Annotated in this window: 18 protein-coding genes; 9 read left to right on the top strand and 9 right to left on the bottom strand. The window is 65.2% G+C overall.

Annotation, left to right across the window (positions count from 1 at the left end; translation table 11 throughout):
- Position 1 precedes the first annotated feature (1 nt).
- The 3 genes from rpoN to ETR14_RS28310 are packed head-to-tail and all read left to right on the top strand — an operon-like array spanning position 2 to position 2,503.
- Positions 2-1,528 (top strand): RNA polymerase factor sigma-54, encoded by a 1,527-nt coding sequence (rpoN, locus tag ETR14_RS09170; RefSeq protein ID WP_129384330.1) that lies wholly within the window; start codon positions 2-4, stop codon positions 1,526-1,528.
- A gap of 1 nt (position 1,529) precedes the next feature.
- Complete coding sequence (locus ETR14_RS09165) at positions 1,530-2,324, top strand: NTP transferase domain-containing protein (protein WP_165356389.1); 795 nt, start codon at positions 1,530-1,532, stop codon at positions 2,322-2,324.
- 41 nt (positions 2,325-2,365) lie between these two features.
- Entirely contained in the window at positions 2,366-2,503 is a 138-nt protein-coding gene (locus ETR14_RS28310; protein WP_165356388.1) for a hypothetical protein, read from the top strand.
- A 117-nt stretch (positions 2,504-2,620) separates the two neighbouring features.
- On the opposite strand, the gene ETR14_RS29135 is transcribed toward ETR14_RS28310, so the two are convergent.
- On the bottom strand, positions 2,621-3,187 hold the full coding sequence (locus tag ETR14_RS29135; protein WP_243455833.1) for an outer membrane protein: 567 nt from the start codon (positions 3,185-3,187) through the stop codon (positions 2,621-2,623).
- Positions 3,188-3,567: 380 nt separating this feature from the next.
- On the opposite strand from ETR14_RS29135, the gene ETR14_RS09155 reads away from it, so the two are divergent.
- The 3 genes from ETR14_RS09155 to ETR14_RS09145 all read left to right on the top strand — a co-directional run bounded on the left by ETR14_RS09155 (position 3,568) and on the right by ETR14_RS09145 (position 7,241).
- Positions 3,568-5,853 (top strand): PAS domain S-box protein, encoded by a 2,286-nt coding sequence (locus tag ETR14_RS09155; RefSeq protein WP_129384327.1) that lies wholly within the window; start codon positions 3,568-3,570, stop codon positions 5,851-5,853.
- Positions 5,850-6,554, top strand: a complete 705-nt coding sequence (locus tag ETR14_RS09150) for a response regulator (RefSeq protein ID WP_129384326.1) — start codon at positions 5,850-5,852, stop codon at positions 6,552-6,554. The genes ETR14_RS09155 and ETR14_RS09150 overlap by 4 nt, the downstream gene beginning before the upstream one ends.
- Before the next feature lie 126 nt (positions 6,555-6,680).
- The gene (locus ETR14_RS09145; protein WP_129384325.1) at positions 6,681-7,241 is read left to right on the top strand and encodes a hypothetical protein; all 561 of its coding nucleotides are present in this window, start codon (positions 6,681-6,683) and stop codon (positions 7,239-7,241) included.
- A 6-nt stretch (positions 7,242-7,247) separates the two neighbouring features.
- Here ETR14_RS09145 and ETR14_RS09140 read toward each other — a convergent pair whose 3' ends face one another.
- Positions 7,248-8,489 carry an FAD-dependent oxidoreductase gene (locus ETR14_RS09140; protein ID WP_129384324.1) on the bottom strand — a complete coding sequence of 414 codons (1,242 nt, stop codon included), beginning with the start codon at positions 8,487-8,489 and terminating at the stop codon, positions 7,248-7,250.
- A 184-nt stretch (positions 8,490-8,673) separates the two neighbouring features.
- Here ETR14_RS09140 and ETR14_RS09135 point away from each other — a divergent pair, with 184 nt between their 5' ends.
- Complete coding sequence (locus ETR14_RS09135) at positions 8,674-11,082, top strand: TonB-dependent receptor (protein WP_129391604.1); 2,409 nt, start codon at positions 8,674-8,676, stop codon at positions 11,080-11,082.
- A 23-nt stretch (positions 11,083-11,105) separates the two neighbouring features.
- On the opposite strand, the gene ETR14_RS09130 is transcribed toward ETR14_RS09135, so the two are convergent.
- Both ETR14_RS09130 and ETR14_RS09125 read right to left on the bottom strand, forming a co-directional pair.
- Positions 11,106-13,079: a glycoside hydrolase family 97 protein gene (locus tag ETR14_RS09130; protein WP_129384323.1), complete on the bottom strand. Its 1,974-nt coding sequence runs from the start codon at positions 13,077-13,079 to the stop codon at positions 11,106-11,108.
- A 30-nt stretch (positions 13,080-13,109) separates the two neighbouring features.
- On the bottom strand, positions 13,110-16,526 hold the full coding sequence (locus tag ETR14_RS09125; protein WP_206186005.1) for a LamG-like jellyroll fold domain-containing protein: 3,417 nt from the start codon (positions 16,524-16,526) through the stop codon (positions 13,110-13,112).
- Between the two features lie 115 nt (positions 16,527-16,641).
- On the opposite strand from ETR14_RS09125, the gene ETR14_RS09120 reads away from it, so the two are divergent.
- Together ETR14_RS09120 and ETR14_RS09115 are read left to right on the top strand one after the other, a co-directional pair.
- Positions 16,642-17,979, top strand: a complete 1,338-nt coding sequence (locus tag ETR14_RS09120; RefSeq protein ID WP_129384322.1) for a sugar porter family MFS transporter — start codon at positions 16,642-16,644, stop codon at positions 17,977-17,979.
- A 96-nt stretch (positions 17,980-18,075) separates the two neighbouring features.
- Complete coding sequence (locus ETR14_RS09115; RefSeq protein ID WP_129384321.1) at positions 18,076-19,293, top strand: ROK family transcriptional regulator; 1,218 nt, start codon at positions 18,076-18,078, stop codon at positions 19,291-19,293.
- Between the two features lie 6 nt (positions 19,294-19,299).
- Here ETR14_RS09115 and ETR14_RS09110 read toward each other — a convergent pair whose 3' ends face one another.
- The 5 genes from ETR14_RS09110 to fliG all read right to left on the bottom strand — a co-directional run bounded on the left by ETR14_RS09110 (position 19,300) and on the right by fliG (position 26,303).
- Complete coding sequence (locus ETR14_RS09110) at positions 19,300-20,811, bottom strand: tryptophan halogenase family protein (RefSeq protein ID WP_129384320.1); 1,512 nt, start codon at positions 20,809-20,811, stop codon at positions 19,300-19,302.
- A gap of 93 nt (positions 20,812-20,904) precedes the next feature.
- A complete protein-coding gene (locus tag ETR14_RS09105; protein ID WP_243455832.1) occupies positions 20,905-24,015 on the bottom strand; it encodes a TonB-dependent receptor in 3,111 nt (1,036 codons plus the stop codon).
- A 229-nt stretch (positions 24,016-24,244) separates the two neighbouring features.
- Positions 24,245-24,490 carry a hypothetical protein gene (locus tag ETR14_RS09100; protein WP_129384319.1) on the bottom strand — a complete coding sequence of 82 codons (246 nt, stop codon included), beginning with the start codon at positions 24,488-24,490 and terminating at the stop codon, positions 24,245-24,247.
- A gap of 111 nt (positions 24,491-24,601) precedes the next feature.
- Positions 24,602-25,258: a FliH/SctL family protein gene (locus ETR14_RS09095; protein WP_129384318.1), complete on the bottom strand. Its 657-nt coding sequence runs from the start codon at positions 25,256-25,258 to the stop codon at positions 24,602-24,604.
- Positions 25,259-25,277: 19 nt separating this feature from the next.
- The gene (gene fliG / locus ETR14_RS09090; RefSeq protein WP_371416811.1) at positions 25,278-26,303 is read right to left on the bottom strand and encodes a flagellar motor switch protein FliG; all 1,026 of its coding nucleotides are present in this window, start codon (positions 26,301-26,303) and stop codon (positions 25,278-25,280) included.
- Positions 26,304-26,305 lie beyond the last annotated feature (2 nt).

Raw genomic sequence — 26,305 nt, 5'->3', positions numbered from 1 at the left:
CATGGCGCTCGGGCCGCGCCTCGATCTCAGGCAGAGCCAATCGCTGGTGATGACGCCCCAGCTGCAGCAGGCCATTCGCCTGCTGGCGCTGTCCAATCTCGAGATCGAGAGCTTCATCGCCGAGGAACTCGACAAGAATCCGCTGCTCGAAAGCAGTGCCGGTCCGGACGATGGCCCCGATAGCGAAACCGCCGAGCCGCCGACGGCGGAGCGGGACGAGCCCGCAACGGTCGACGAGCTGGTCGTATCGGGCAGCGGCGAGGCCGCACTCGACATCGACGTCAACGATGAAAATCTGCATCAGGACAGCTCGGCCGATCGGATCGGAATGGACGGCGGCCTTGGTCTCGACGGGATCGGCGGCGGCTCCGGCGAAATCGGGGATGGGCCGGATTTCGACAGCTTCGCGACCGGCGATCTGTCGCTGCACGAGCATCTGGTCGCCCAGGCGGGGGAGCGTCTTTCCGGCGGCGACCTCCTCATCGCACGGGCGATCATCGAGCAGATCGAGGAAACTGGTTATTTTTTCGCCTCGTTGCTCGACATCGCCCATCGGCTCGGTGCTCCGCTCGGCGATGTCGAGCGGGTGCTCGCCATCGTCCAGAGCTTCGACCCGCCGGGCGTGGCGGCGCGCTCACTTTCCGAATGCCTCGCGTTGCAGGCCAAGGACGCCGATCGCTACGATCCGGCGATGGCTCGGCTGATCGACAATCTCGATTATCTGGCAAAGGGCAATTTGGGCGCGCTGCGGCGGATCTGCGGAGTCGACGACGAGGATTTGGGCGACATGATCCGCGAGCTGCGGGCCTACGATCCCAAGCCGGGTTGCCGCTTCGGCCACAGCGAGCGGGTCGAAGGGGTGGTGGCGGACGTGTTCGTCGGCCGCCGCGGCGGCGGCTGGGCGATCGAGCTCAATGGCGCCACGCTGCCGCGGCTGCTGATCAACCGCGCTTATTATCTCGAATTGTCCGACGGCGCCCAGGATCGGCAGTCCAAGGCCTGGTTGTCCGAATGCTTGGCCAGCGCCAACTGGCTGATGAAGGCGCTCGATCAGCGCGCAAGAACGATCATCAAGGTCGCCACCGAGATCGTCAAGCACCAGGACGGTTTCTTCCGGCATGGCGTCGCCCATTTGCGACCGCTGACGTTGCGGACCATCGCAGAAGCGATCGGAATGCACGAATCGACGGTAAGCAGGGTCACGTCGAACAAATACCTCTCCTGCGACCGCGGCCTGTTCGAACTGAAATATTTCTTCACCAGCGGGATTCAGAGTGCCGACGGTGGCGATGCGGTCTCTGCCGAAGCGGTGAAAAGCCATTTGAAGGCGCTGATCGCCGCCGAGAGCGCGGACGCCATCCTGTCGGACGACCAGCTCGTCGAGCTGCTGCGTGCGAAAGGGTTCGACATCGCCCGCCGCACCGTCGCCAAATATCGGGAGGCGGTGGGCATCGGCTCCTCGGTGCAGCGCCGCCGCCAGAAGGCGCTCGGCGCCGAGCGACCGCCGCAGGCGAGTGGCTGGCGCTGAGGTGACCCAGCCGCCCAGCATCCTGGTTCTCGCCGGCCGGCGGTCGTCGACCCTCGATCCGCTCGCCGCCGCGACGGGAGTGACCCACAAGGCGCTGGTTCCGGTGCGCGGCGAAGCGATGGTCGGGCGCGTGTTGCGCATTGCCGCCGAAACGTTCGTAGATGCACCGCTGTTCGTCTCCGTCGAGGACTTCTCGGTCATCGCCGAGGAGCCGAGCGTCAGCCGACTGCATGCGCAAGGACGGCTGACCGTCATCGAGGCGCAGCATCACATCGTCGACAGCATCGTTGCGGCTAGCCGCGTGACCGGCTTCCCGCTGCTCATCACCACCGCAGACAACGTGCTGATGACACCAGAGGGAATGCGGGCGATCGTCGCCGAAGGCGCGAAGGGACAGGCGGACACGATCGTCATGCTCGCCGAGCGGGGCGACATCATGGCCGCCCATCCAGACGGCCAGCGCCGCTTCTACCGCTTTCGCGGCGGCGCCTATTCGAACTGCAATCTGTTCTGGCTCGGCAGCGACCGCGCACTCGCGGCCACCGAGAGCTTCCGCTACGGCGGCCAGTTCGCCAAGCGCAAGAAGGACGCGGTGCGGGCGCTCGGCCTCACCGCTTTGTTCCTGTATCTCTTCCGGCTTGTCACGGTGGACGGCATGTTCCGGCATTTCTCGCGGCGCTTCGGCGTACGGCTGAGGCCGCTGGTGATGGACGACGGCCGGCTTGCCATCGATGTCGACAATGCGCGCACGCACCGCGTTGCCGAGGAGATCCTGGCCAGGGATACGAACGCCTGAGCTGCCGGTTGTGCCTCTCGCCCGCAAGAAGGAGAGAGACGATGACCGACAACAAGAAGAAGGGCGACTTCGACCAGTGGCAGAACAAGGACGAGGGCGGCGACAAGAAGCAGCGCGAGAACCGTAACGAGGACAGCCGCACCGGTGGCCAGAATAGCGGCCACGGCGGCCATCGCTGAGCGGCTGGCGGACACACAAGAAAGCGGCTCCGGCGAGGGGACGTTCGCCGGAGCCGCAGCATCCCGCACGCGTGCGGGAAAAGATCGATGCCGCCGGACCGTGGTCCGGCGCGCTCTTCAGAACTTCACGCCGACACCGAACAGGACTTGGTGGCGGGTGACGTCGGCTTCGTAATTCGAATAGCGATACTCGACCTTGCCATAGACCTTCTCGCCGAGATCGTGCTGATAACCGGCACCGAGGCGGAAGCCGTCGAGATTGGCGCCGTCGCTGGTGGTTGCTCCGGCCGGCGTCGTATAAGCGAACTTGACGCGGGCGTTGGTGTAGCCGGCAAGGGCATAGAGCGTGCCTTGATCGCTAACCTTGTAGCCGACGCGGACTGCGGCCGCGAGATCGCGGCCGGCGTCGAGGCAGGCGCGATCGTTGGCGAGGAGGACGCTGGTCTCGCACTCGTCGACGCTGCTGAGATCGGCGCTGAGATCGAGGCCGACGGTAGCGCGCTCGCCGACCGGAAGGTCGTAGCCGAGGCCGATGCCGTAGCTGAGCCCGCTCTCGCCCTGGTCGTCGGCGGAGACATGGTCCCAGCCGCCGTGGATTTCCGCGCGGAACCCTTCGGCAGACGCCGGCGTGGCGACAATCCCGAAGGCGGTGGCGGTGGCGAGAACGGCGAGATACTTCTTCACGATGAAACTCCCTTTACGTCCGCGGCTCTCTGGCGGCGGAGCGTCTTGTAGTGTGTCTGGACGATAGGGCCGTCCGTCCCGGCTGGTCAGCCGGCGGCACCGAGGCTGAGCGCCGTCAGGGTGCCGCTGAGGACGGTGGCGCAGCAACCGAGCATGGCCGCGGCAACCAGGAGGAGGCGAAGGCTCGCCTTTTGCGACATGTACATGGCTTTCTCCTTCGTGACGCAGCCTCTCCGGCTGGTGACGGTCCTCTGAGCCCGACCTGTTGCAGCGCCATGCCGCGCAACCGGCTTTTGTGTTTCGATTGTTACACTTGGTGCTGCCCCCGGAGACGGAGCATGCTATAGACGCCGCGCAGGCGCTTCTTGGGGGAGAAGTAAGTGGATCGGGACGTCGAGATGCCGTGCGCACTGGCCACGGTGATCGAATCTTCATTGAACGCGATCGTGATGATCGATGCGCGCGGGACGATCCTTGCGTTCAACCCGGCTGCCGTAGCGGCATTCGGTTATGCGCGCGACGAAATGCTGGGGCGGAACATCACCAGCTTCATCGTTGCCGATCCCGATCGCGTGGACGAGCAGCAGCATTTGCTGCGCTTCATCCAGGACGAGGGCAGCGCCCCCGGAGCGATTCGCGCGCATGTCGAAGGGAAGGTGAAAGCCGGCGGCACCTTGCCGCTCGAAGTCACCATCACCGGGCTCGAGATCGCCGGCGCCAAGAGATTCATCTGCACCCTGCGCGATCTTTCCCCCGAGCAGTCGCACGACGAGGCGCTGCAGGAATCGCGCCGCCGGCTGGAGCTTGCGGTGGAAGGCGCCAAATTGGGCACCTGGACGTTCGAGCTCGCGACGCAGCGCACCTGGTATTCGGATCGCTCGAAGCAGATGTACGGCCTGCCGCCGGAAACGGAGATGACCACGGATGTGATCCAGGCCGCGGTCCTGCCGGATTATTGGGACGAGATCTCCGATCCCTATCTCAACGGCTTCCGGGATCGCGACCGCGTCGAAGCGGAATATCGTGTTCGCTGCCCCGACGGATCGATCCGCTGGATCTACTCGCTCGGCGCCGCGATCCGCGACGAGGACGGCAACGCCGTCTCGGTGCATGGCATCCATCTCGACATCACCGACCGCAAGGATGCGGAGGAGGCGCTCGCGCGGACCCGGGACCAGCTGGAAATGGCCGTGGAAGGTGCCGAGCTGGGCATCTGGACGGTGGACCCGCGCAACGGCGACACCTGGTATTCGGATCGCTCGCGGGATCTATGGGGGGTCGGACGGGAGCTCAACCTCAACGCCAGGATGATGCGGCAATATATCCATCCCGACGATTGGGACGTCGTGCTGAAGCCGTATCGCGATGATTTCCCCAACGATTCGGTCAATTTCGAGCATCGGCTGGTGTGGCCCAACGGCGACGTCAAATGGGTTCAGTCGATCGGGCGGGCAATCCGCGGCGAGGATGGAATTGTCCACACGCTGAGCGGCATTCATCTCGACATCACCGATCGCAAGCGCAACGAGGTCGAACTGGCACGATCGCGAGAGGCGCTCCACCAGTCCGAGAAACTGGCGGCGCTGGGATCGCTCCTCGCGGGAGTCAGCCACGAGCTCAACAATCCGCTGGCTGCGATCGTCGGCCAGGCCGAAATGCTGGAAGAGGACAGCCGCGGCACCGTTTTCGAGGCGCGGGCCAAGAAGATCAGTGCCGCCGCCGACCGCTGCGCACGCATCGTCCAGACCTTCCTGGCGATGGCCCGGCGGCGCGAACCGCAACGCAATCCCGTCGATCCCAACGATCTCGTCTCGGCCGCACTTCAGCTTGCCGAATATGGCCTGAGGACCGGGGGAGTCACGGCGGTGACGGAGTGCGCGCCGAATCTGCCGCCGATCCGCGGCGACCGCGATCAGCTTCACCAGGTGCTCGTCAACCTGATCATCAATGCGCAGCAGGCGCTCGAAGAGGGCGAGGTGCTCGACAAGCGCCTCGTCATCCGTACCCGTTTGAACGAACATGGCAGGATCGTCATCGACATCATCGACAATGGGCCGGGTGTCCCGGCCGATCTCGCCGGCCGGATCTTCGAGCCCTTCTTCACCACCAAGCCGCAAGGCTCCGGCACCGGCGTCGGCCTGTCCTTCTCGCACGGCATCGTCGAAGCCCATGGCGGCACGCTCAAGGTCCTGCCCAGTTCGCGCGGCGCGACCTTCCGGATCGAACTTCCGGCCTCCGATCCCCCGCCCCCGCAGACCGTCGCCGAGCCTCTGGCACCGGCTTATGCCGTTGCCGAAATCCGGCGGACCGCTCTGGTGGTCGACGATGAGGCCGACATCGCCGAAACCATTCGGGAACTGCTCGAGCGTGAGGGCTTCGACGTGACCGTCGTCTCGGACGGTGCGGCCGCGCTGATGGCGCTCGATCACGGCGATTTCGACATCGTTCTCTCGGACTTGCGCATGCCGGGGGTGAGCGGGCCGGAGATGTTCGAGCGCCTGCGCGAGATCCGCCCGCAGCTGCTGTCGCGGATCGCGTTCGTCACCGGCGACACGCTGGGTGCGTCGATGGACGAGTTCCTGCGCACCAGCGGACGTCCGGTTCTGGAAAAGCCGTTTACCCGGGCCGGCGTCCGCTGCCTCGTCACCGCGCTGGCCGACGCATGAGCGGCCCCGCGCATGTGGTCGTGGTCGACGACGACGAGGATGTCCGTTCGACTGTTGCGGAATATCTGCGGCGCAACGGCCTTTCCGTAAGCGAAGCGGATGGCGGCGCGGCGTTGCGCGAGATCATGGGTGTGCGCCCGATCGATCTTGCCCTGCTCGACATCAACATGCCGGGCGATGACGGCCTTACCCTGGCGCGCGAGATCAGGGCCTCGGGCGAGGCCGGGATCATCATGCTCACCGCGAAGAGCGACGATGTCGATCGGATCATCGGCCTGGAGATCGGCGCCGACGATTACGTCACCAAGCCGTTCAACCCGCGCGAGCTGCTTGCCCGTGTCCGCTCGGTGTTGCGCCGCGCCAACCGCGGCGGCGAGGCGCCCGCGACCATGGGCCGCGAGATCCAGATGGGCAAATGCCGCCTCAATCTCGATGCCCGCAAGCTCTATGAGGCGGACGGCAGCGAAGTGCCGCTGACCGCCATGGAGTTCGATCTGCTGAAATGCTTCGCCGAGCACCCGCGGCGCGTGCTGAGCCGCGACCAGCTGCTCGATCTGGCGCACAGCAAGGAGATGGAGGCGTTCGATCGTTCGATCGACACCCGCATCACCAGGATCCGGCGCAAGATCGAGATCGATCCGTCCAAGCCCGAATGCCTGAAGACGGTGCGCGGCGCCGGCTACGTTTTCAATCCGGAGTGAAGGTCCGGCGCACGGGAGCGAGCGCGACGGGCGGCAAATAAGAGCGGTTCGCTGCAACAAAAGCCCGCCGGGTCTGTTCTGCGGTGCAACGGGATTTGATGCGGGTGGGGCTTGAAGGAGCCCAGCATGTTCCGGACTATGATTGCTGCATTTCTCCTCGCGGCTCCTTGCGGCGCGGCGTTGGCGCAGAACGAAGAAATGGGCGATTGGGCGCTGGCCGCCATGCCCAACGGCTGCATGGTGCAGGCGACGTCGCCGCAGGGCACGATGTTGTCGGTCTGGGGTTTCGCCGGGGAGGAGAAACTCGCCTTCCTGCTGCAGAACCGCGAATGGGACGCCCTTCGCGACGGCGACAATTACGATCTCAAGCTTGATTTCCTGGGGGTGCGCACGCTTCCGGTCGAAGCGATCGCGCGTCGTGAGATCGATCAGGACGGTCCTGGCCTGTTCTTCACGCTCGAGCCGGGCGGCAACGCCGGCAACGGCTTTCTCGATGCGTTCTCGACTGCCGATGGAATGCGCATCCGCCAGGATGGCGAGAGCGTCGATACCCTGCCGCTGGAAGGTGGGCGCGTGGCGATGACGGCGCTTGCCCGCTGCCTCGCCGATCGCTGGGCAGAGGGCAGCGTTGCCGCCGTTGCTCCCACCGACGAGGAGGAGGCCAGCCCCGCCGGCCTGACGATCTGATCGGCCTCAGTGGACTGCGCGTTGCTGGCGGAGGCCCTTGCTGGCGAGCGAGAAGCGGGGCTCTGGCGCGAAGTCCGGATCGAGCAGCAGGGAGGCGGCATAGCGTCCGACCGCCGGTCCGTGCTTGAAGCCATGGCCCGAGCCCGCGCCGACGAGGAGCAGGTTCGGCCGGTCCGGGTGGAAATCGATCAGCAGGTCGCCGTTGGCGCTGTTTTCATATTGGCAGACACGCGCTTCGTTCAGCGGAGCGCCCCGTAGGGCCGGAAAGCGGCGTTCGAGAAAGCGGCGAACGTCAGCCAGGGCATGCTCCGAGGCCGTACGATCGCCTGCGTCCGGGTCGATCGCCGGCCCGTGACGGTCGTGCGCGATCTTGATGCCGCGCCCCTCGAGATCCGGGAATCCGTAGTAGATGTCGCCTTCATTGAAATCGGCCCAGTTGGGCAGCCGGCCGACCGAGAAGCGGTCGTCTCCCGCCGGCGGCGCGAAAAAGAAGACCTCCTGGCGGGTCGGGAAGATCCGGGGACCGAGCAGAGCGGGGAAGAGCTTGGGCAGCCACGGCCCGCAGGCGAAGACGAAATTCGGCGCGGCGATCGACTCGCCGGCGGTCGTGACGATCCGCGCAAGCGGTCCGCGGCCGGGCTGCGGCGGCGCGATCGCGGCGCGGCGATAGCGCCCACCGGCGGCCGCGAATTCTGCGACGAGAGTCTCGACCGAGCGCCGTGCCATCAGCGCGCCGAATTCGGGTTCGTAGAGACCGATCTCGATGTCGGTGAAATCGATCTGCGGAAAACGGCGTGCCATCTCCTTCCGGTCGAGCAGCTCGGTCGGCAGCTTGAGCCGACGATGCGCTTCCATCGCCCTGATGGCATAATCCTCCCGGCGCGGAAAAAAGAACAGCACGCCGCTCCGGTGGAAGAGCGGGAGTTCGGCTCGGGCGGAGAGCGCGCGCCACTCGGCCAGCGAGTCCCACGCCATCCTCGTGTAGACCTCGTCGGCGCCGTAGCTGCCCCGCGTCATTCGTGATTCTCCGCCGGACGAAGCCCTGGCATGGGCGGGCGCCCACGCGTCGAGGAGCAGCACCTTGCGACCGGCAGCCTGAAGCGCGCGCGCCGTCCAGGCGCCGAAAACGCCGGCGCCGATCACGATCACGTCGGTTGCCGCGTCTGCCCGCACAGCGGGGGCCCCGAGGGCGTAGCCGAGCGTGGCGGCCCCCGCTTCGAGCGTGTCCCGGCGGGTCAGATCGGCCATCGCGCCATTTCCTCCGAAATGAAACCAAGTCGGAGCATTCCGGTGCCGATGATTGAAGTCAACGCTGTCATGTCACTTCGCTGCAACAGTCCAGCATCAATCCGCCGGATATGCTGCACTGCAGCTTGTCTCAAGTAACGGCGGCATAATAACCGTGCGTCACCAAAGAGAGGAAAGGTGGGCCATGACGTATCGGACCCCGCTGGGCGTGCTTCGTAGATCGTTTCTGTTTGCAACTACTTCACTAGGGGCTTTTCTGATCTTGGCGGAGCCGGTCGCCGCCCAAACGGAGACTGGCGGAACTGCTGCCGAGGAAGAGCGGGAGATCATCGTCACCGCCACCAAACGCGAGCAGACGTTGCTCGAAGTTCCCTTTTCGATCAACGCGCAGACCGAGGAAGACATTCAGCGCTCGGGTGCGTCGACGATCGAGGATCTGTCGCGCAACGTCGCCGGTCTCGCCGTGCAGAATCTCGGGCCGGGCCAAAGTCAGGTCTCGGTTCGCGGCGTCTCCGCCGGGCAGGTCGTGCGCGATCAGCCGGGCGTCAAGGAACAGGTCGGCGTCTACCTCGACGAATCCGTCATATCGCTGTCACTGTTCACCCCCGATCTCGACCTCTTCGATCTCAACCGGGTCGAAACGTTGCGCGGCCCACAAGGCACCTTGTTCGGCTCAGGCTCGGTCGGCGGCACGATCCGCTACATCACCAACCAGCCCAGTCCCGACGCGTTTGAAGCTGCGATCGAGGCGAATGCCAATCTCGTCGACGGGGATTCTTTCGGCGGTCATCTCAAGGGCATGATCAACGGCCCGATCGGCGAGAACGCCGCCGTCCGTGCCGTTGCCTATTCCACACGCTATGGCGGCTTCGTCAACGCCCGCCGGGAAGGCGGCGGCGTCGACGAGGACGTGAATACCGGCAAGCGGACCGGCGGGCGACTTGCCCTCATGTGGGAGCCATCGGCCGGCATCCGCCTCACCCCACGGATCGTTTATCAGATCACGGAAGCGAACGGCTTCAACCGGCAGGAGACGTACAGTCTCTTCGCCAACCCATTCACCACGACCCGGCCGGCGATCACTTTGGGCGAACGCGAGCAGTATCTGCTGCTGCCGGAGCGCTTTCGCGACCGCACCTTCATCGCCGATCTGACGGCGAGCGCCGATCTGGGCGCAGTCGTGCTCACCTCCGTTACCAGCTACATCGATCGCTCGATCCTGGTCAGCCGCGATGCCAGCGCGCTCAGCGGCAGCGTCTCGGTCGATCTCGGCTTTCCCACTTCGGCCGTGCTGCTGCCCTCCAACCTTCGCGACAACACCAAGCTCGAGCAATTTACCCAGGAGGTTCGGCTCTCATCGGGCGGCACCGGCCCGTTTCAATGGGTGATCGGCGGATTCTATTCCAGCATCGACCGGCAATATGATCAACGGCTGCCGACGCCAGGCTACGATGCCGCGACCGATGCGACGCTTGGCGCGGGAACGGCGGCTTCGGTCCGCAACGGCTTCCCGGCCGACAGCCCCTACAATTCGTCGCTGTCCTACGACATCACCCAGAAAGCGGTGTTCGGCGAGGCAACCTATGATTTCGGACGGTTCGAGCTGACTGCGGGCGGCCGCTATTACGATTTCAAGGAAGAACGCAGCTTCAAGTCGGGCGGGCTTTTCGCCAACGGAGACAATCGCACGGACGAGACCAGTTCCAACGGCTTCACCCCGCGCGTACTGGTCAGCATCGAGGCGAGCGAGGATATCCGCTTCAACCTCCAGGCATCGAAGGGTTTTCGGCTGGGCGGGGTCAACGATCCCCTGAACCTGCCCCTCTGCTCGCCGCAGGACGAGGCGATCTTCGGCGGGTTCCAGGATTATGACGATGAGACCCTGTGGAATTATGAGGCAGGGGTAAAGGGCGACTTTGGTCCGGTCTCCTTCAACGTCGCCGGTTTTTACACCGACATCAGCAACCTGCAGGTGACCCTCGATGCCGGCTCCTGTTCGTCACGCATCGTCTTCAACGTGCCCGAGGCGCACACGATGGGCGTCGAGCTCGAATTGTCGGCGCGCCCGGTGCGCGGCCTCGACATCTCGTTGATCGGCAGCCTGCTCGAGGCGGAATTCGATTCGACGGTGCTGAGCGGCGCCGGCGATGTGATCGGCGGCATCGAGAAGGGCAACCGTCTGCCGAGCGTGCCGCGGTTCCAGATGGCGGCGAGCTCCACCTACAGCTTTCCGATCGATCAGCGCGGAACCGAGGCTTTCCTCTCCGCTTCGGTCCAGCATGTCGGCAGCCGTTACACCCAGCCCAGCGACCAGGTCGACAATCCGCGGACCTTCCGTTCGGGCCTGCCGTTCGGCGGCGCGACCGGCAACGAGGCGACGATCATCGACCTGAAGCTGCCGGCCTATGAACTCGTCAATCTCAGCGCCGGCGTGGAGTGGCAGAACGGCCTGAGCCTGACTGCCTACGTGCACAATCTGTTCGACGAGAATGCCCTGCTCTCGTTCGATCGCGAGCGCGGCGGGCGCGCCCGTCTCGGCTTCAACATCGGCCAGCCCCGCACCTACGGCCTGACCATGCGCAAGACCTTCTGAGGCACCGCGCCGCGGCGGTGCCCTTACTCCGCCTTGAAGCGGAGCGCGGCACCGCCGGACGGGGCAAGGCGCAAGGTCAGCGGCTGGCGTGCGCCACGGCCGATCGCTGTTCGGGTGACCTTGAGTGCAGTCGGCGCCTCGCCGTCGGTCCAGGAGGTCAGCGCGAACTTGCCGTCCCCTAGGAAATCGAGCGGCAGCGTCACGTCGCGCCCGCTCTCGTTCGTCATCGCGCCGACATACCAGTCTCGATCCTTTCGACGTGCGACCACGACATAGTCGCCGATCGCCCCCGCGATCGCCCGTGTTTCGTCCCAGCTGACCGGCACGTCGGAGAGGAAGTCGACACCCGCCTCGCCGCGATAGGCATCCGGCGTGTCTGCGACCACCGAGAAGGGGCTCTCGTAGACGACGTACATGGCCAGGCCGTGTCCACGGGTGGTCTGCACATTCGGCGGTGCGTTCTGAATCGTGAAGTCTTCCGGACGCAGATTGCGGAAGCCGCCCGGCGTGTAGTCCATCGGCCCGAGCAACTGCCGGGTGAAGGCCAGAGTGACGTTGTGGCGCGCCGTCACCCGGCGGCTCCACTTATTATATTCCGCGCCCATTACCCCTTCCTGGGTGAGGTAATGGGGATAGGTGCGCGCGAGGCCGGTCGGATGATAGGCTCCGTGCAGATTGACCATCAATTTGTGGTCGGCGGCGCGGCGAAGCAGGCGGTGGTACCAGTCGACCATCGCCTGGTCGTCGCGATCCATGAAATCGACCTTGATGCCCTTGATGCCGAGCTTCTCGTAGAGGGCGAGCGCCTCGTCCATCTGGGCATCGAGCGCCTTCCAGTTGAGCCAGAGCCACAGACCGACGCCCCGCTTGCGGCCATAGTCGACCAGTTCAGGAAGATTGATCTCGGGGATCGACTTGGTGACGTCGACGCCGGGACGAACCAGACCGCCGCCGCCCGCGCCCATGTACCAGCCCTCGTCGATCAGCATGTATTGCAGGCCGGACGACGCCGCGAAATCGATGAATCGTTTGACCGTCTCGTCATTGGTGCCAGCGGTCTTGACGCCGGCGACGGTCGGCCCGTTCCACCAATCCCAGGCGGATTTGCCCGGTTTGATCCAGGCGGTGTCGAAATCGGGATCGGGATTGAGGCTGGCGATCAGGTTGGACTGCAGCAGCTTGGCCGGAGCGTCGGCGAGCATCACCACCCGCCAGGGCGAGAGCGTTTCCGATCCGATGCGGGTGCGCACCGCTACCAAAGGATCGTCGAGGCGAGGCGAGAGCTTGATCTGGGCGCCGAGGCCGCCGTCGCCGCGGCCCTGCAGGTACATGCCGGCATAATGTTTGAGGTCGGCCTCGGCGAGCGCGAAGCTGGTGCCGCCGTCTCCGGTGCTGCAGACCAAGGGCGCATCGTAGAGATTGTGTTCGCGCAGCGACGAGGCGCGGACGGGATCAAACTCGCCCTCGTGGCTCGATCCGAACTTGCCCAGGTTCAGTCCCCAGCATTGGTAATCGCTGGGGAAGTCGAAGCGAGTCATCTCGCCGGCAATGTCGGTGCCGGCGGTCTGCGCCTGAACCGGCAGGACGTAGCGGAAGGCGGCGCCGTCATCATAGGCGCGGAAGACGATGCGGAGTGTGCGGCCGGCCGCGCCGGGGTCGTTCTCCCGGAGGTCGACGGAGAGTTCGTTGAAGCGCTCCTGCACGTCGCGAGCCTTGCCGGCGAAGAGCGTGTAGCGGCGGTCGACCGATTGCCGCGTCGATCCGGTGACGGAGAGCCCGTAGGAGAGGCGCCCGCCCTTCACGAGATCGAGGCCCAGCCCCGACGGCGCGATCACCGGCTTGCCGTCGAACGAGACGGCATAGGTCGGCTGCCGCTGCGCACTGATGCCGACGACGATCTCGACCCTGCCGTTCGGCGAGGCGAGGCGCAGATCGGCGGCGAGTGCCGGCGACGATGCCACAGTGAGCAGGGCTGCAAGGACGATGCGCGTCTTCATCTGTGATTTCCCCCGTTTCGTGGCCGCCACTTACTGCCCTGCCTGCACCGTTTGCGGAACCACGTTCCAGCCGCGCAGGGTCAGCCCTGTTGGTGCGGTGACCGAGGCGGGATAGCGGATGGTGATCGTCTTGCTCTCGCCTGGCAACAAGGCGACGTAATTGTCGCTGTAGAATGCGGGCAGGATTCGCTCGCCCTTGCCGTCGACCAAGGTCAGCTTGGCATTCAGGGCAGGGACGCTGGTGGTGTTGGTGAGGGTCGCAGTGACGATCCGATCGCTGCCGGCAACTCCCCCGGCGGCTGCGTTCAAGGTGAGCCCCGCCGGCGCGAGCGCGTTGAGCGCGCGGTAAGCGGACGCGTCCTTCCCGCGCCAGTAGAAGTTCTCCGACACGAGTTGCCCCCCTGCGTCGGTGAGGCGCAAGGAGACCAGAGCGACGCCGTTCTGCGCGAGCAGCGGGTCGAGCGGAATGGCCTCCAGCCGGGTGGCGCGATTGGCCTTGGCATCGACCCGGTCGGTGCGCGTGAACAGTTCGCGATTGTCGAGGCCGACGACGCGGGTGGTGGCGGTGAGGCCGGGTCGATCCTCCCGCGTGGTGTTGAGCACGACCAGGGCGTTGTCGGGCAGGTTGATCTGCACGTGGAGCGGCTCCGCCGCTTTCTTGGCGCCATAATAAGCGGCGTGGGTGTCGTAATCCCAGCTGTAAATCTGCCACGCGTTGGAGGGCCAGGCCGGATGGGTCATCCACAGCAGCCGGCCGCTATTCTTGGTCCAGAGATGGCCAAGGAACCCTTCGTACATCGCCTTGTGAGTCTCGAGGTTCATCATCTGCGACTTGCGCTCGAAATCCTCGAAGCTGGTCGCAGGGCCGAACATCGTGTCGAGGGCCTGCATGAACGTCTTGGTGTCGCCGTTCCCGGCGAAATGCCAATCATGATAGGCCAGCGTGTCGCTCAGCGGCCAGAGATCGGCCTGCGGCACATAGCTCTTCACCGATTCGATCGTGGACAAGGACGGGGTGCCGGTCTCGACCGAGAAGCCGGTGGCGAGATCGGTGAAATAGCCGACCGGCGGCCGGTAATTGTAGGGCCCGGAGCCCTGAAGGTTGACGACGTTCGAGCTGCCCGTGAACCAGCGCGTGCCGTCCAGCGCGGCGACGGCATCGTCCAGCCCTTCGTTGAGCATCGGATAGGGCACGCCCTCGTTGCGGCCGAACCAGAGGATGATCGAGGGATGGTTGCGGTAGCGCGCGATCGTGTCGCGGGCGTTGGCGAGGAAGAGCTGCGGATCCTGCGGCTCGACCTGGAAATTCTGGGTCGATTGCCAGAAATCGTTCATCACCATCATGCCGTATTCGTCGGCAAGATCGTAGAATTGAGGTTCGGTATTGGTCCCCATCCAGTTGCGGATGATGTTCATGTTGGCCTCCTTCTGGAGGCGGAAATACGGTTCGAGCCGCTCGCGGGGGACGCGCTTCATCGCGTCGTCCATGCCCCAATTGCCGCCGCGTGCCGCGATCTTGACGCCATTGACCCGGATGGCGAGGTGAGGCTCGGGCAGGCTTTCGTCGATCGCGGTGACGCCGGCCGATTTCTCGCCGGCCGGAGTCAGCGATTCGGCAAAACCGCGCGGGCTCTGCTTGATCGCCTCATGGGTGACGTCGATCAGCTTCTCGCCGTCGAGCTTGCCGTCGGTGGTCTGGACGTTGACCCGCCGCAATCGGCCCTTGCTGTCGAACAGCGACAGATCGTAGCTGACCTCGCGAATACCGAAGCGGACATCCTTCGTGTCGGAGGCCGCGCCGCCGTCCAGCGCGGTAACCCGCAAGGTGTGCAGCGCCGGATCGCCATAGCCGTTGGGCCACCACAATTTCGGATTGCGAACTCGCAAGGCCGCGAACTCGGCCGGGGTGAAGCGCACGCTCGATGGCCCGGCGGGCGCGGTGATCGTCTTCTCGACGGTAACGTCGTCGAATGCCGCGCGGACCGTCACCGTCCGCGATGCATCGGCGTCGTTGCGGATCGGGATTTCGATATGAACGTCGGCGCTGTCGGTGCGCGGCAGCGGCAGATCGGTGATCACCTGCGGATCCAGGATACGGATGGCGCCGTGGGCCTGAAGCTCGACGGGCAGCCAGATGCCGGTGTTGCGATCCCGAATGCCGGGGATCCAGTCCCACCCTTCGGTGGCGACGAAGGTCGGGCCATCGATCGCCATCTGACCGCCATTCTCGCCGACTCCGCCCTTAATCGATTGCTCGTGCGGGATGCCGGGATGCGGCGGCGGCGACACGCGAACGGCCACCACATTCTCGCCGGCCGCCGGAACGATGTCGAACTGGCCGCGGATGAACGCGCCGACCGTGCCGCCGAGCTTGCGGCCGTTCAGCCAGACTTCCGAGGCGTAGTTGATACCGTTGAACACCAATGTCAGACGCTTGCCCGCTGCTTCGGGCGGTATCGTGAAGCTGGTGCGATACCAATAATCCTGGCGCGACAGGCTCTCCGGGATCGCCATGTTGTTGAGCCCGTAATAAGGATCGGGATAGATGCCGCGGTCGACCAGAGTGGTCAGTACGGTTCCGGGTACCGTCGCCACGTGCCACTTGCCCGCGTCGAACGCGGGGGCCGACAGCTGCGCGCCGTCCGCCTTGACATCCGGCGCGGCCGCCAGCCGCCAGCCGTTGACCTGCCAGCGATCTTCCGCGATCCGCTCGACGGCCGGCTTGGGCGCGAGCGCCTTTGCGACCGGCTTCGTCGTTGCGCCCTTGCTCTGCGGCAGGGTCCAGGGATCCTGCTGACGCCACAGGCCGGTATTCGCCTGTTTCTGCCATTCCCAGCCGACGCCGACCTTCCACATCTGCACGAGTTCGAATTGCGGGCGGGCGCGCACGGCAGCGGTGATCGCAGGGGCGTCCAGCGCCTCGTCGTGAAGGGTGGCACCGACCAGGCTGCCACCGAAATGCGGCTGGCCCTCGATCGCGGGTGCAATCGCCAGGCGGGGGGCGATGCCGGGCTGCGGCAGTGTTCCGGAGGCGACGCGGCGGCCATCGACATAGAGAGCGATCGTCCTGCCGTCCGACGAGGCCGCGACATGGGTCCAGCGTCCCGACGGGACGGCCGCATTCGAGGACAGCACACGCCCGCCGCTGCGGAAGGCGAGGCGTCCGTCACTCACGAGCAGACAGCGGCAGCCCTCTGCGGTCGCGCCGCCGGCGGCGATGAGGACGATCTCGCCCTTGCGCTCCGCATCGGGACGCACCCAGGCAGTCATCGTGAACGGCCGCGCGGCGCCGAGCATTGGCTCGGCCGCCTTCAGATCCCGCTCGACGCCGATGCCGCCCTGGAGAATGCTGACATTGTACGGCCCTCCCTGGTCGGGAACGGTCGCCGAAGCGGCGCCCGCAAGAGCCAAGGCTGTCAGAGATGTCCCGATTCGAAGCATGCGCATGTCTTCCCCCCTCCGTGCCGGCGTACCGCTTTATGCGTGCTCGCCATCTGAACCTACTTTCCCATAGGGTCAGGATATGATTAAACACAACAAATTTAGAAAATAGGGGAGGGGCATGGAAGAGGCTCGGGCGCCGTACAACAGGGCCGCCGTCATTGCCGCCGCGCTGGCGGGCTTGCTGTTCGGGTTCGACACGGCGGTGATCGCCGGGACGACAGGCGCCCTGCGCGACGCTTTCGCGCTGAGCCCCTCGGGCCTCGGCGCCGTTGTGTCCGCCGCGCTCTGGGGCACGCTCGTCGGCGCGCTCGGGGCCGGTATCCCGGGCGATCGGTTCGGAAGCCGAGCGGTGCTTGGCTGGATCGCCTTGCTCTACGTCCTCTCGGCAGCGGGTTCGGCGCTGAGCTGGAATCTTGAATCCCTGTTTTTCTTCCGTTTCCTCGGGGGTCTCGCGATCGGCGGCTCGTCGGTGCTGGCGCCGGTCTATATCGCCGAGATCAGCCCGGCAGCGCGCCGGGGTGCCCTGGTCGGTCTGTTCCAGCTCAACATCGTCATCGGCATCCTCGCCGCCTATCTCAGCAACTTCCTCGTCGCCCAGGCTTTGGCCGACGCCGACGCGTGGCGCATGAAATTCGCGGTCGCGGCGGTTCCGTCCCTGATCCTGCTGCTCGCCTTGCTGCGCATCCCGCAAAGCCCCCGCTGGCTGCTCGAACGGGGCCGCCGGGCCGAGGCGCTGGCGGCGATCGAACGCCTGCAGATGGGCGCGCCCGATACCATCGCCGCCGAGCTGGAAAGCGCGCGTCCCGAGACCGCCACGCGTTTGACGTGGAGCGCCTATCGCAAGCCGATCCTGCTGGCGCTGACCATCGCCGCCTTCAACCAGCTCTCCGGGATCAACGCGATCCTCTATTATCTCAACGACATCTTCCGGGCCGCGGGGTTCAGCGCGCTGTCCGCCGATGTCCAGGCGGTGGCGATCGGGATTGCCAACCTCGCGGCCACGATGGTGGGCCTCAGCCTGATCGATCGCGTCGGCCGCAAGCCGTTGCTGATGACGGGGGCTGCCGGCACCTGTGCCGCGCTGGCGGGCGTCGCAGCCATCTATGCAAGCGGCCGGGGTGAGATCCTGCTGCTGCCGATGCTTGTGCTCTTCATCCTGTTCTTCGCCCTGTCGCAGGGCGCGGTGATCTGGGTTTACCTGTCGGAGATCTTCCCGACGCCGGTGCGCGCCCGCGGCCAGGCCCTGGGCAGCGCGACCCATTGGGTGATGAATGCAATCATCTCCTTTGCATTTCCGGTGATTGCAGCGCACACTCTCGCCCTGCCCTTCTGGGTCTTCGCCGCCGCGATGGCGCTGCAATTCGTCGTCGTCTGGCGCTTCTTTCCGGAGACCCGCTCGGTGACGCTGGAAAGCATGAACAGCGTCATGGGAAAGCCCGATGCCGACCTGCGCTGAGTTCGCGCAGGGCAGGCGCGGAGCACGGGCATTGTTTCCTGCGTATCAATCTGCCTGTGACCCAATCACCATCGCCGAGACGAGGATAGGAGACGCGTGAAGACGTCGAAACAAAAGGTAAGGCTCTCCGGCACCAATCTGGAGCGGGCGGCCGATCATAACCAGCGTGTGACGCTGCATGCGATCCGTGTGAACGGCGAATTGACCCGGGTCGATCTCGCCAACATCACCGGGCTGACGCCTCCTGCCATCGCCAACATCACCCGGCGGCTGCTCGGCGAAGGCCTCATCGAGGAATCCGGGCAGCTTCGCGGAGGGCGCGGCCAGCCGGCGACCAAGTTCGTGGTGGCGCGCAACGCCTGCTACTCGATCGGGGTCAATATCGACCGGGATCACATCACCATCGTGATCGTCGATTTCGCGGGGCAGACGGTCGCCCGCCTGTCGCGCGAGGTGCCGTTCGCGCTGCCGGGCGAAGTGCGCGACATGTATCGCGGCGCGATCGAGACGATGATCGAGCAATCGGGCATCGATGCGTCGCGGCTGGTCGGCATCGGAGTCGCCATTCCCGACGATCTCGGCCGCATCGACCTGCCCGGGCGATCGCCGGATTATTCGCAGTGGAACGACGTCAATCTCGCCGCGCTGTTCGCAGAGCCCCTCAACTTGCCCGTCTTCACCGAGAATGACGCGGCCGCGGCCGCAATGGGCGAGATGCAGCTCGGCCTTGGCCAACTCCACTCGAGCTTCTTCTACATCCTGGTCTCGTCGGCGCTTGGCGGCGGCCTGGTGATCGACGGCAATTACTTTCGCGGGGCCGACGGCCGCAGCGGCGAGCTCGGCTTTCTGCTCGCGGAGGACGGCAAGGGTGGCCATGAGCAGATCCAGCAGACCGTCTCGCTCTCGGGTCTCGCGGTGCCGCTCGAAGCCGCCGGCTTCAGGCTTGACGAGATGATGGGCGATCAAGCGGCGGCGGACGTGGACGTTGTAGTCGATCGTTGGATGGACGTCGCCGCCGAACGGCTGACCGGCGCGTTGACTGCGGTCAACTGCCTGATCAACCCGGCGGCGATCCTCATCGGCGGCCGGCTTCCCAGACGCTATGTCGAAGCCCTCGCCGAGCGCTGCCAGGGGCGCCTCAAGGATTGCGCGACCAATGCTCCGACGCTGGCGCCCATCCTGCGCGCTGCATTGTCCGAAGATGCGCCGGCGGTGGGCGGCGCGATCCTGCCGTTCAGCTATTTCCTGCTGCCGCGCAGCGGCACCTTGTGGAAGGAGCCGGCCGACCCGAGCAAGAGCCGCCGCGCCGCCTGACCGCGATCAGGCGAGGATCGACCGGTGCGGCACGCCGAGCTTCACCGTGCCGGCGATGGCGGCGCGCATTCGCGCGAAGGTGTCGCGCAGTTCGGCCTCGGTGAATTGATCGGCGAGCGGGCTGTAGCGGCGCGGCAGATCGCCGAAGCCTGCGTAGAGGCTGAGCCAACTCGGGTTTTGAAACGATTCCCATTCGTAGCGGACGAACTCGCCGCGTGCCCGCCACGCATCGAGCTTCGCCTGCAGCGTGTCCGGCAGCGCCATGCCGCGCATCCGATCCCAGAAAGGCTCGCCGATACGCGCGTTGCCGAGATAATGGAGCAGCAGGAAGTCGCGGATCCGCTCAAATTCCAGCGTGGACTGGCGATTGTAGGTGGCCGCCAGCCTGGGATCGCAGCTCCGATCGGGGAAGAGCTGAACGAACCTTTCCAGCCCTGACTGGATGAGGGTGATGCTGGTCGATTCCAGCGGCTCGAGAAAGCCGGCGGAAAGACCGATGGCGACGACGTTGCGGTGCCAGGTCTCGGCGCGGTGGCCGGCGGTGAAGCGCAGCCTGTTGGCGGCGGAGACCGGATCGCCTTCCAGCCGGCTGCGCAGCGCCGCTTCCGCCTCGTCGTCGCCGATATGGTCAGAGCAGTAAACATAGCCGTTGCCGATGCGGTGCTGCAGCGGGATGTGCCATTGCCACCCTGCCTCGCGTGCGGCGGCGGTAGTCACCGGCTTGTGCGGCTGCGCTTCCCGGCATCCGATCGCCACCGCCCGATCGCAGGGCAGCCAATGGCGCCAGTCGAGGAACGGCGTTTCGAGTGCGCCGGCGATCAGCAGCCCGCGGAAGCCCGAACAATCGATCCAGAGGTCGCCTTCGATCCGGTTGCCGTCGGCGAGAGCCACGGACGTGACGTCGCCGCGTTCCGGATCCTGGGCCACCTGCTCGATGACTCCGTCGATGTGACGGACGCCGTTGGCGAGCGACAGCCGTTTCAGCATCGCGGCAAATCTGGACGCGTCGAAGTGCAGCGCGAAGTCGAAGATGCCGAGGTCGCTGGTCGGTCGATCCGGCGGCGCCAGGAACAGGCCGTTCTCGGCAAGCTGGGTGCAGAGGCAGTAATCCGAGAGCGGCAGGGCATCGCCGGCAGCGAGCAGCTTCAGCCAATAATGGTGGAACGCGACGCCGCGCGCCGGAACCCCGTAGAGGCCGAACGGGTGCAGGAATTGGTGCCCGGGCCGCGCCCAGTCGACGAAGCGGATGCCGAGCTTGACCGTGCCTTCGGTCTCCCGAAGCACGTCGACATCCTTGAGTTCGACGGCGGCGAGGAAGTCGCGGATCGCCGGCACGGTCGCTTCGCCGACGCCGACGGTTCCGATCTGGGCGCTGTCGACGACCGTGATCGCGATCGGCAAGTGGCGAAGCTTGCGGGCAAGATAGGCCGCCGACATCCAGCCCGCGGTTCCGCCGCCGACGATCACGATCGATCGGATCGGGCCCTCGGCTGATTGGTCCAGTGCCGCTTCGCTCATGCGCTTCCTCCCCGTCTCCGCGTCCCTTTCCAAGAAAAAGCCCCTCCGCGCCAGAGGCGGGGAGGGGCCGAGAGTTTCACTTGGCTATCGCGCTTAGAAGCGGGCGCGGACACCCGCGGTGAAGCGGCGCTCGTAGATGTTATCCCACGCGACCTGATCCGGGAACGTCAGGTAATAACGCTCATATTCGCCGGTAAGGTTGGAAGCCTGACCGTAGATGGTGACATGATCGTTGACGTCGAATGCGATCGAGGCGTCGAGATAGCTGGTCGGCCGCTGGTAGACGGCAAGACCCTCGATGCCGCCGTAATTCGACGAATTCAGCCGCTTGGATCGGTAATTGTAGGCAAGGCGCGCTTGCAGTGGGCCCTGCTCATACCAAAGAGCCGCATTCACCTGGTGCTTCGAATTGTCCTGGAACGGCTGCTTGGCGCCGGACAGATCGACACGGCCGGCGTCGCCGAGCGACAGCGTGTAGTTCGCGTCGATGCCGAAGCCGCCCAGGAAGCCCTCGATTCCGTAGTCCGACAGCGACTGGCGTGCCGAGAGTTCGAGACCCTTGAGCGTGCCTCCGGTGCTTTGCACCAGCGTATTGACCGGAACCTCACGCCGGATGACGCCATCATTGTCCGGAATGTCGTTCCGAACGATGGTGGTGCTCGAGATGAAGCTGTCGACGCTGATGTGGAACAGGCCGGCCGCGACAAGGCTCGAACGGCCGGTATAATATTCGAGGCTCGCCTCGACATTGTCGGCGCGCCACGGATCGAGCTGCGGGTTGCCGCGCGCATCGGCGGTCTGTGCCCTGAAGATGTTCGGGGTGACGGACGTGTCGATGGCATAGTTAACGTTGAGACCGCCGCCCCACTGCAGCAGGTCGAGCAAGGTCATCGTCTTGGCATAGGCTGCGCGGAAGCGGAGCTTACCGGTCAGATCCACCGCGACGTTGAAGGCCGGAAGGAAGTCCGTGAAGTTGCGCTTGGTGACGAAGTCGCCGGCGTCGACGCCAGCAACGCCGTAAGGCTGCGGAACACCGACGATGTTCTGGCGAACGTTGAACTTGGTGTTGACGATGCGGACGCCGCCATTGGCCCTGACCGGCAGGCCGAACAACTCACCTTCGCCGTCGATCTGGACGTAGCCGGAGGTCTGCTGAAGGTCGATGCTGAACGATTCGGCCGGGTTCACGACGTTGACGCTGCCCGGGTAGAACTCGTTCTGGAACTTCTCCGAATTGTCCATCTGCTTGGGGTCGAGCACCCAAAGCGCAGGCGTTCCCTTGGCCGGAAGCGTATATTGCTTCAGCCGGTCGTTGAACACGGCATCGTTGGCGAGGCGGGTATATCCGGCGGTGTAGGGATTGCCGGCGGCATCGAGCACGCTGCAATTCTTGTCACCCAGATTGACGTCGAAGGCCTTCCATTTGACGAGGCAGCCACCCGCCGGATTTGCCGGATTGTCCTTGTTGCCGGCGTAGAAGGGAGAGGCTCGGTCGAAGGTGAACTGCTCGACGCTGCGCTCGCCATAGCGGCCGCCGAAACGCACCCGTAGACCTGTGCCGAGCTCCCATTCGGCATCGCCGCGGAGAGCCCAGAGATCGCCATTCTGGTAGACGTTTCCTTCCGACGAAATCGTCTTCAGGCCATAGCGGGACGTGTCTTGGGTCTGGTCGAGGAAGGCCTGCGGGAAGCTGAAGTTCACCGTTCCGCTGGAATAATCGACGGTCGCGGGCTGGCTGTAGACGGCATAGCCGCCCGGATTGAAGCGAACGTCGCCGCCCGGGTAATTACCGACACCAGAATAGGCCCACTGCGTACCATTGGTCAGGTTGAACTGCAGATAGGACTGATCGCTCTTCTTGCTGGCCTTGCCGTAGAGCCCGCGGATCGTCGCCTTGAACGGACCGCCGTCGTTGAAGACGAGCTGCGCGTTGTAATTCTGCGATTCCGTCTTCACCCGGAACGTCTCCGAGTAGCTGTCGAAGTTCGGCATGTCATATTGGTAGGTCTGAACAGTGTTCAGATTGAACAGTCTCGTGTCGTCCGGGTCGGCGGTCGACAGGTTCGCATCTCTGACCTGCGCACCCGTATCGGTGGAACCGGTCGGAACGAACGGAGACGACAGCCAGTCGACGTTCTGGAACTGGAAGCCGGCGGTGCGGTCATACTGCGTCTGGCGGGTGTAGAATGCGTCCGCGGTGAAGGTCAGGGCATCGCTGACCTGGAACTGCAGCGAAGCGTTCGCGCCGATGCGTTCGCGGCTGGTGATCTTGTTCCAGGCGGTGTGGGACTGCGGCGTGATGAAGGCGTCGTTGGCATCGCCGTCGCCGTTCAAGTCGTAGCCGATGATGGCGCCGTTCTGCAGCACCGGGGTGCCACGGCTGACTCCGCCATTGCCGACCGCGAAGTCGCCCGGGTTGATCGCCGAGGCGCTCTCGGTGCTGAGGCCGACGCCATAATCCTGAAGGCCGCGATAGCTGTTGGAGAGGTCGACCTTGCTGTAGGCGCCCGACACCAGGATCCCGAAGCGGCCGCTATTGTACGAGATGAGCGCGTTGCCCGAGGGATTCCACTTCTTGGTCTTGTCGCCGTACAGAGCCTCCGCGCTTGCCGCCACGGTGAGGCCCTGCTTCAGATCGAACGGGCGCCGGGTCAGCAGATCGACGGTGCCGGAGAGGCCCGCTTGCTGAAGCGACGCGGTCGGCGACTTGAACACGGTCGCGCCGGAGAAAAGCTGCGAGGGAATGTCAGTGAAGTTCGGCTGGACGGTGGTGACCGAATTCGCCCCAAGGAATTCTTCGCCGTTGAGGAGGGTGGTGACTTGCGGAAGGCCGCGGATGTTGATGCGCCCGCCTTCGCCCGCTTCACGGCGGATCTGGACGCCCGGGATACGCTGCAGCGAGTCCGAGATGGTGACGTCAGGCAGCTTGCCGATATCCTCGGCGCTGATCGCGTCGACGACGCTGTCGGCGTTGCGCTTGACGTTGATCGCTCGCGCTTGCGACGCGCGGATGCCGGTGACAACGATCTCTTCGCCGCCCGCCGGATCCTCGCTGGTGGTATCGCCCTGATCGCTGCCGACCGGATCGACCGCCGTCTGATCGGCGGCTTCCTGCGCAGCCGCATGGCCCGGTGCCATCAGCGCCGCGACCGAAGCTGCCACCATCAGAGCCGGACGCACGTTCCCCTTGAACCTCATCATCATCTCCCACACTGCGGTCCACGCCGCTTGGTCGGCAAACCTGCCGGTAATTAAATCAATTCCATTTATTAATCTGGCGCCAACCAAGTCAAGCGGGCAAGCTGCTCAAGATCGTATACTTTGATCATATGGCCAAACGGCCACAGGCGCCGCCTGAGGACACCAGGATCTGCCCGGGAACGATGCTACCGCGCAGGTAATTGCAAACCGGCGGCAACCGGCGGGTTGCGCCTTAGCGGCTGCGCACGCGCTGGAGATCGGAGCCGTTGGCGGCGTCCTCTCGGGACTCGTCCCACTCCTTGACGGTGCGGCAGACGCGCTTGCGCATGCGGGAGGTCGATCCGGCCTCCTCGAGCTTGCAGATCTTCTTTTCCTTGGCGGGCTTGGCCTCGGCAGTGGGCGGTGCCGGATTGTCCTGCGCGGACGCAAGCGCTGGGGTTGCAAGGAGAATGAGAGCGGAGGCAGCAACAAGACGCATGGAAACGGAACTCCCCACCTGAGCGGGGAGCCTTATAGCCGCGGCGTAAGGTGTTGCAAGGGCGTGAAACTTACGATTTCAACGGAACGTAGCGGCTGCGAGCGCGTCGGTTCAGCCGAGGATGCCGTCCAGCTCCTCGCGCACTGCGTTGCGCCGGGCGTCCATGTCGAGGCGCAGGCCGCCTTCGTCCCACGAGATCAGCGTGTCGCCGATCGGGATCGTGTCGTCCGGTGCGACGTGCAGATGCATCCGGCGGCGCTCCCCCGCCTGACGCGCGGCCACAAGCCGCTCCATCTCCTCGACGAGGCTCGGATGGACCCTGATCTGCAGCCGGGGATTGCGCCCGAGCTGCTCGAGCACCCGGCCGAGCGCGGCATCGATCGTCTCCGCAGGCGCCGCGGCGATCGCACGACCGGCGAGGAGATCGGCGGTCGCGAGCGCGAGCTCGGCCGCTTCGGCAGTGGCCTTGGCGACGGCATCGCCGACCTCTTCCGCAATCTGCTCGATGCCGGCCTGGAGCGCGTCGATCGCGGCGAGCATCGCCGTTTCGCGCTCCGCTCTTGCTTCGGCCAGGCCGGCCTGCACGCCGTCGGCACGGGCCTGGGCCAGCGCCATGTCCTTCTCGAGCTCGAGACGCTCGATCTGGGCGCGAAGCGTCTCCATTTCGCCCTGCAGGATCATCGCATCCGGCTTCGCGGCGTCGGAGGAGGCTGCCTGGGAGAAGACCCGCTCGAACGCGAACGGCTTGATCGTCGATACGCTTGCCATGCCGGATTGGTCCTTCGGATCAGTAGATCAGGCCGTCGTCGCTTTTCGGATCGACGAGCATGATCTCGCCGCGATCCGCCAGCGATTTGGCGAGGCGGACCATCGCCGTCTGTGCGTCTTCGCAGTCGCGCGCCCGCACCGGGCCCATCGACGCCATCTCCTCCTTCATCAGCTTGGCGGCACGTTCGGTCATCGTCGAGAAGAAGAGCTGCTTCATCGGATCCGGCGCACCCTTGAGCGCCAGCGCCATGTCGCGCTTGTCGGCGTTGCGGACGATCGCCGAGATAGCGGCCGGCAGCAGATTGGCGAGATCGTCGAAGGTGAACATCAGAGCACGGATCCGCTCGGCGGCTTCCGGCGCGCGGTCGTCGAGCGCGGCAAGCATCGCTTCCTCGCTCGAGCGATCGAGGGCGTTGAAGATTTCCGCCATGGTCTCGTGCGGATCGCGGCGCTGCGAGCGCGAGAGGTTCGACATGAACTCGGTCCGCAAGGTCTGCTCGACTTCCTGGATCACTTCCTTCTGGACGGTGTCCATGCGCAGCATGCGCATGATGACGTCGGTAGAGAATTCCTGCGGCAGCTCGGACAGCACGCGTGCGGCATGATCGGAGGAGAGCTTGCTCAGAATGACCGCAACGGTCTGCGGATATTCGTTCTTGAGGTAAGCGGCGAGCACCGACTCGTTCACGTTGGACAGCTTGTCCCACATCGTGCGCCCGGATGGACCACGAATGTCCTCCATGATGTCCTTGACCTTCTCGTTCGGAAGGACGCCGCGCAGCAGGCGCTCGGTGGTTTCGTAGGAGCCGTGGAGCGACGCCATCGAGGAGACTTCACCCGAGAACTGGATGAGCAGGTGCTCGACGACATTGGCCGGCACGCGGCCGAGCTGGGCGATCGCGGACGACAGTTCCTTGATCTCGTCGGTGGAGAATTGCTCCCAGATCGACGCGCCGTGCTCCTGGCCGAGGGCGAGCATCAGCATCGCTGCGCGCTGCAGGCCCGAATATCTCTTCAGCTCGGGGGGCTCGGCGACCACGGTCATCA

The sequence above is a fragment of the Sphingosinicella sp. BN140058 genome (genome assembly GCF_004135585.1).
GTDB lineage: Bacteria > Pseudomonadota > Alphaproteobacteria > Sphingomonadales > Sphingomonadaceae > Allosphingosinicella.
The sequence above is the reverse complement of the archived record's forward strand: the minus strand, read 5'-3'. Positions and strand labels throughout refer to the sequence as shown.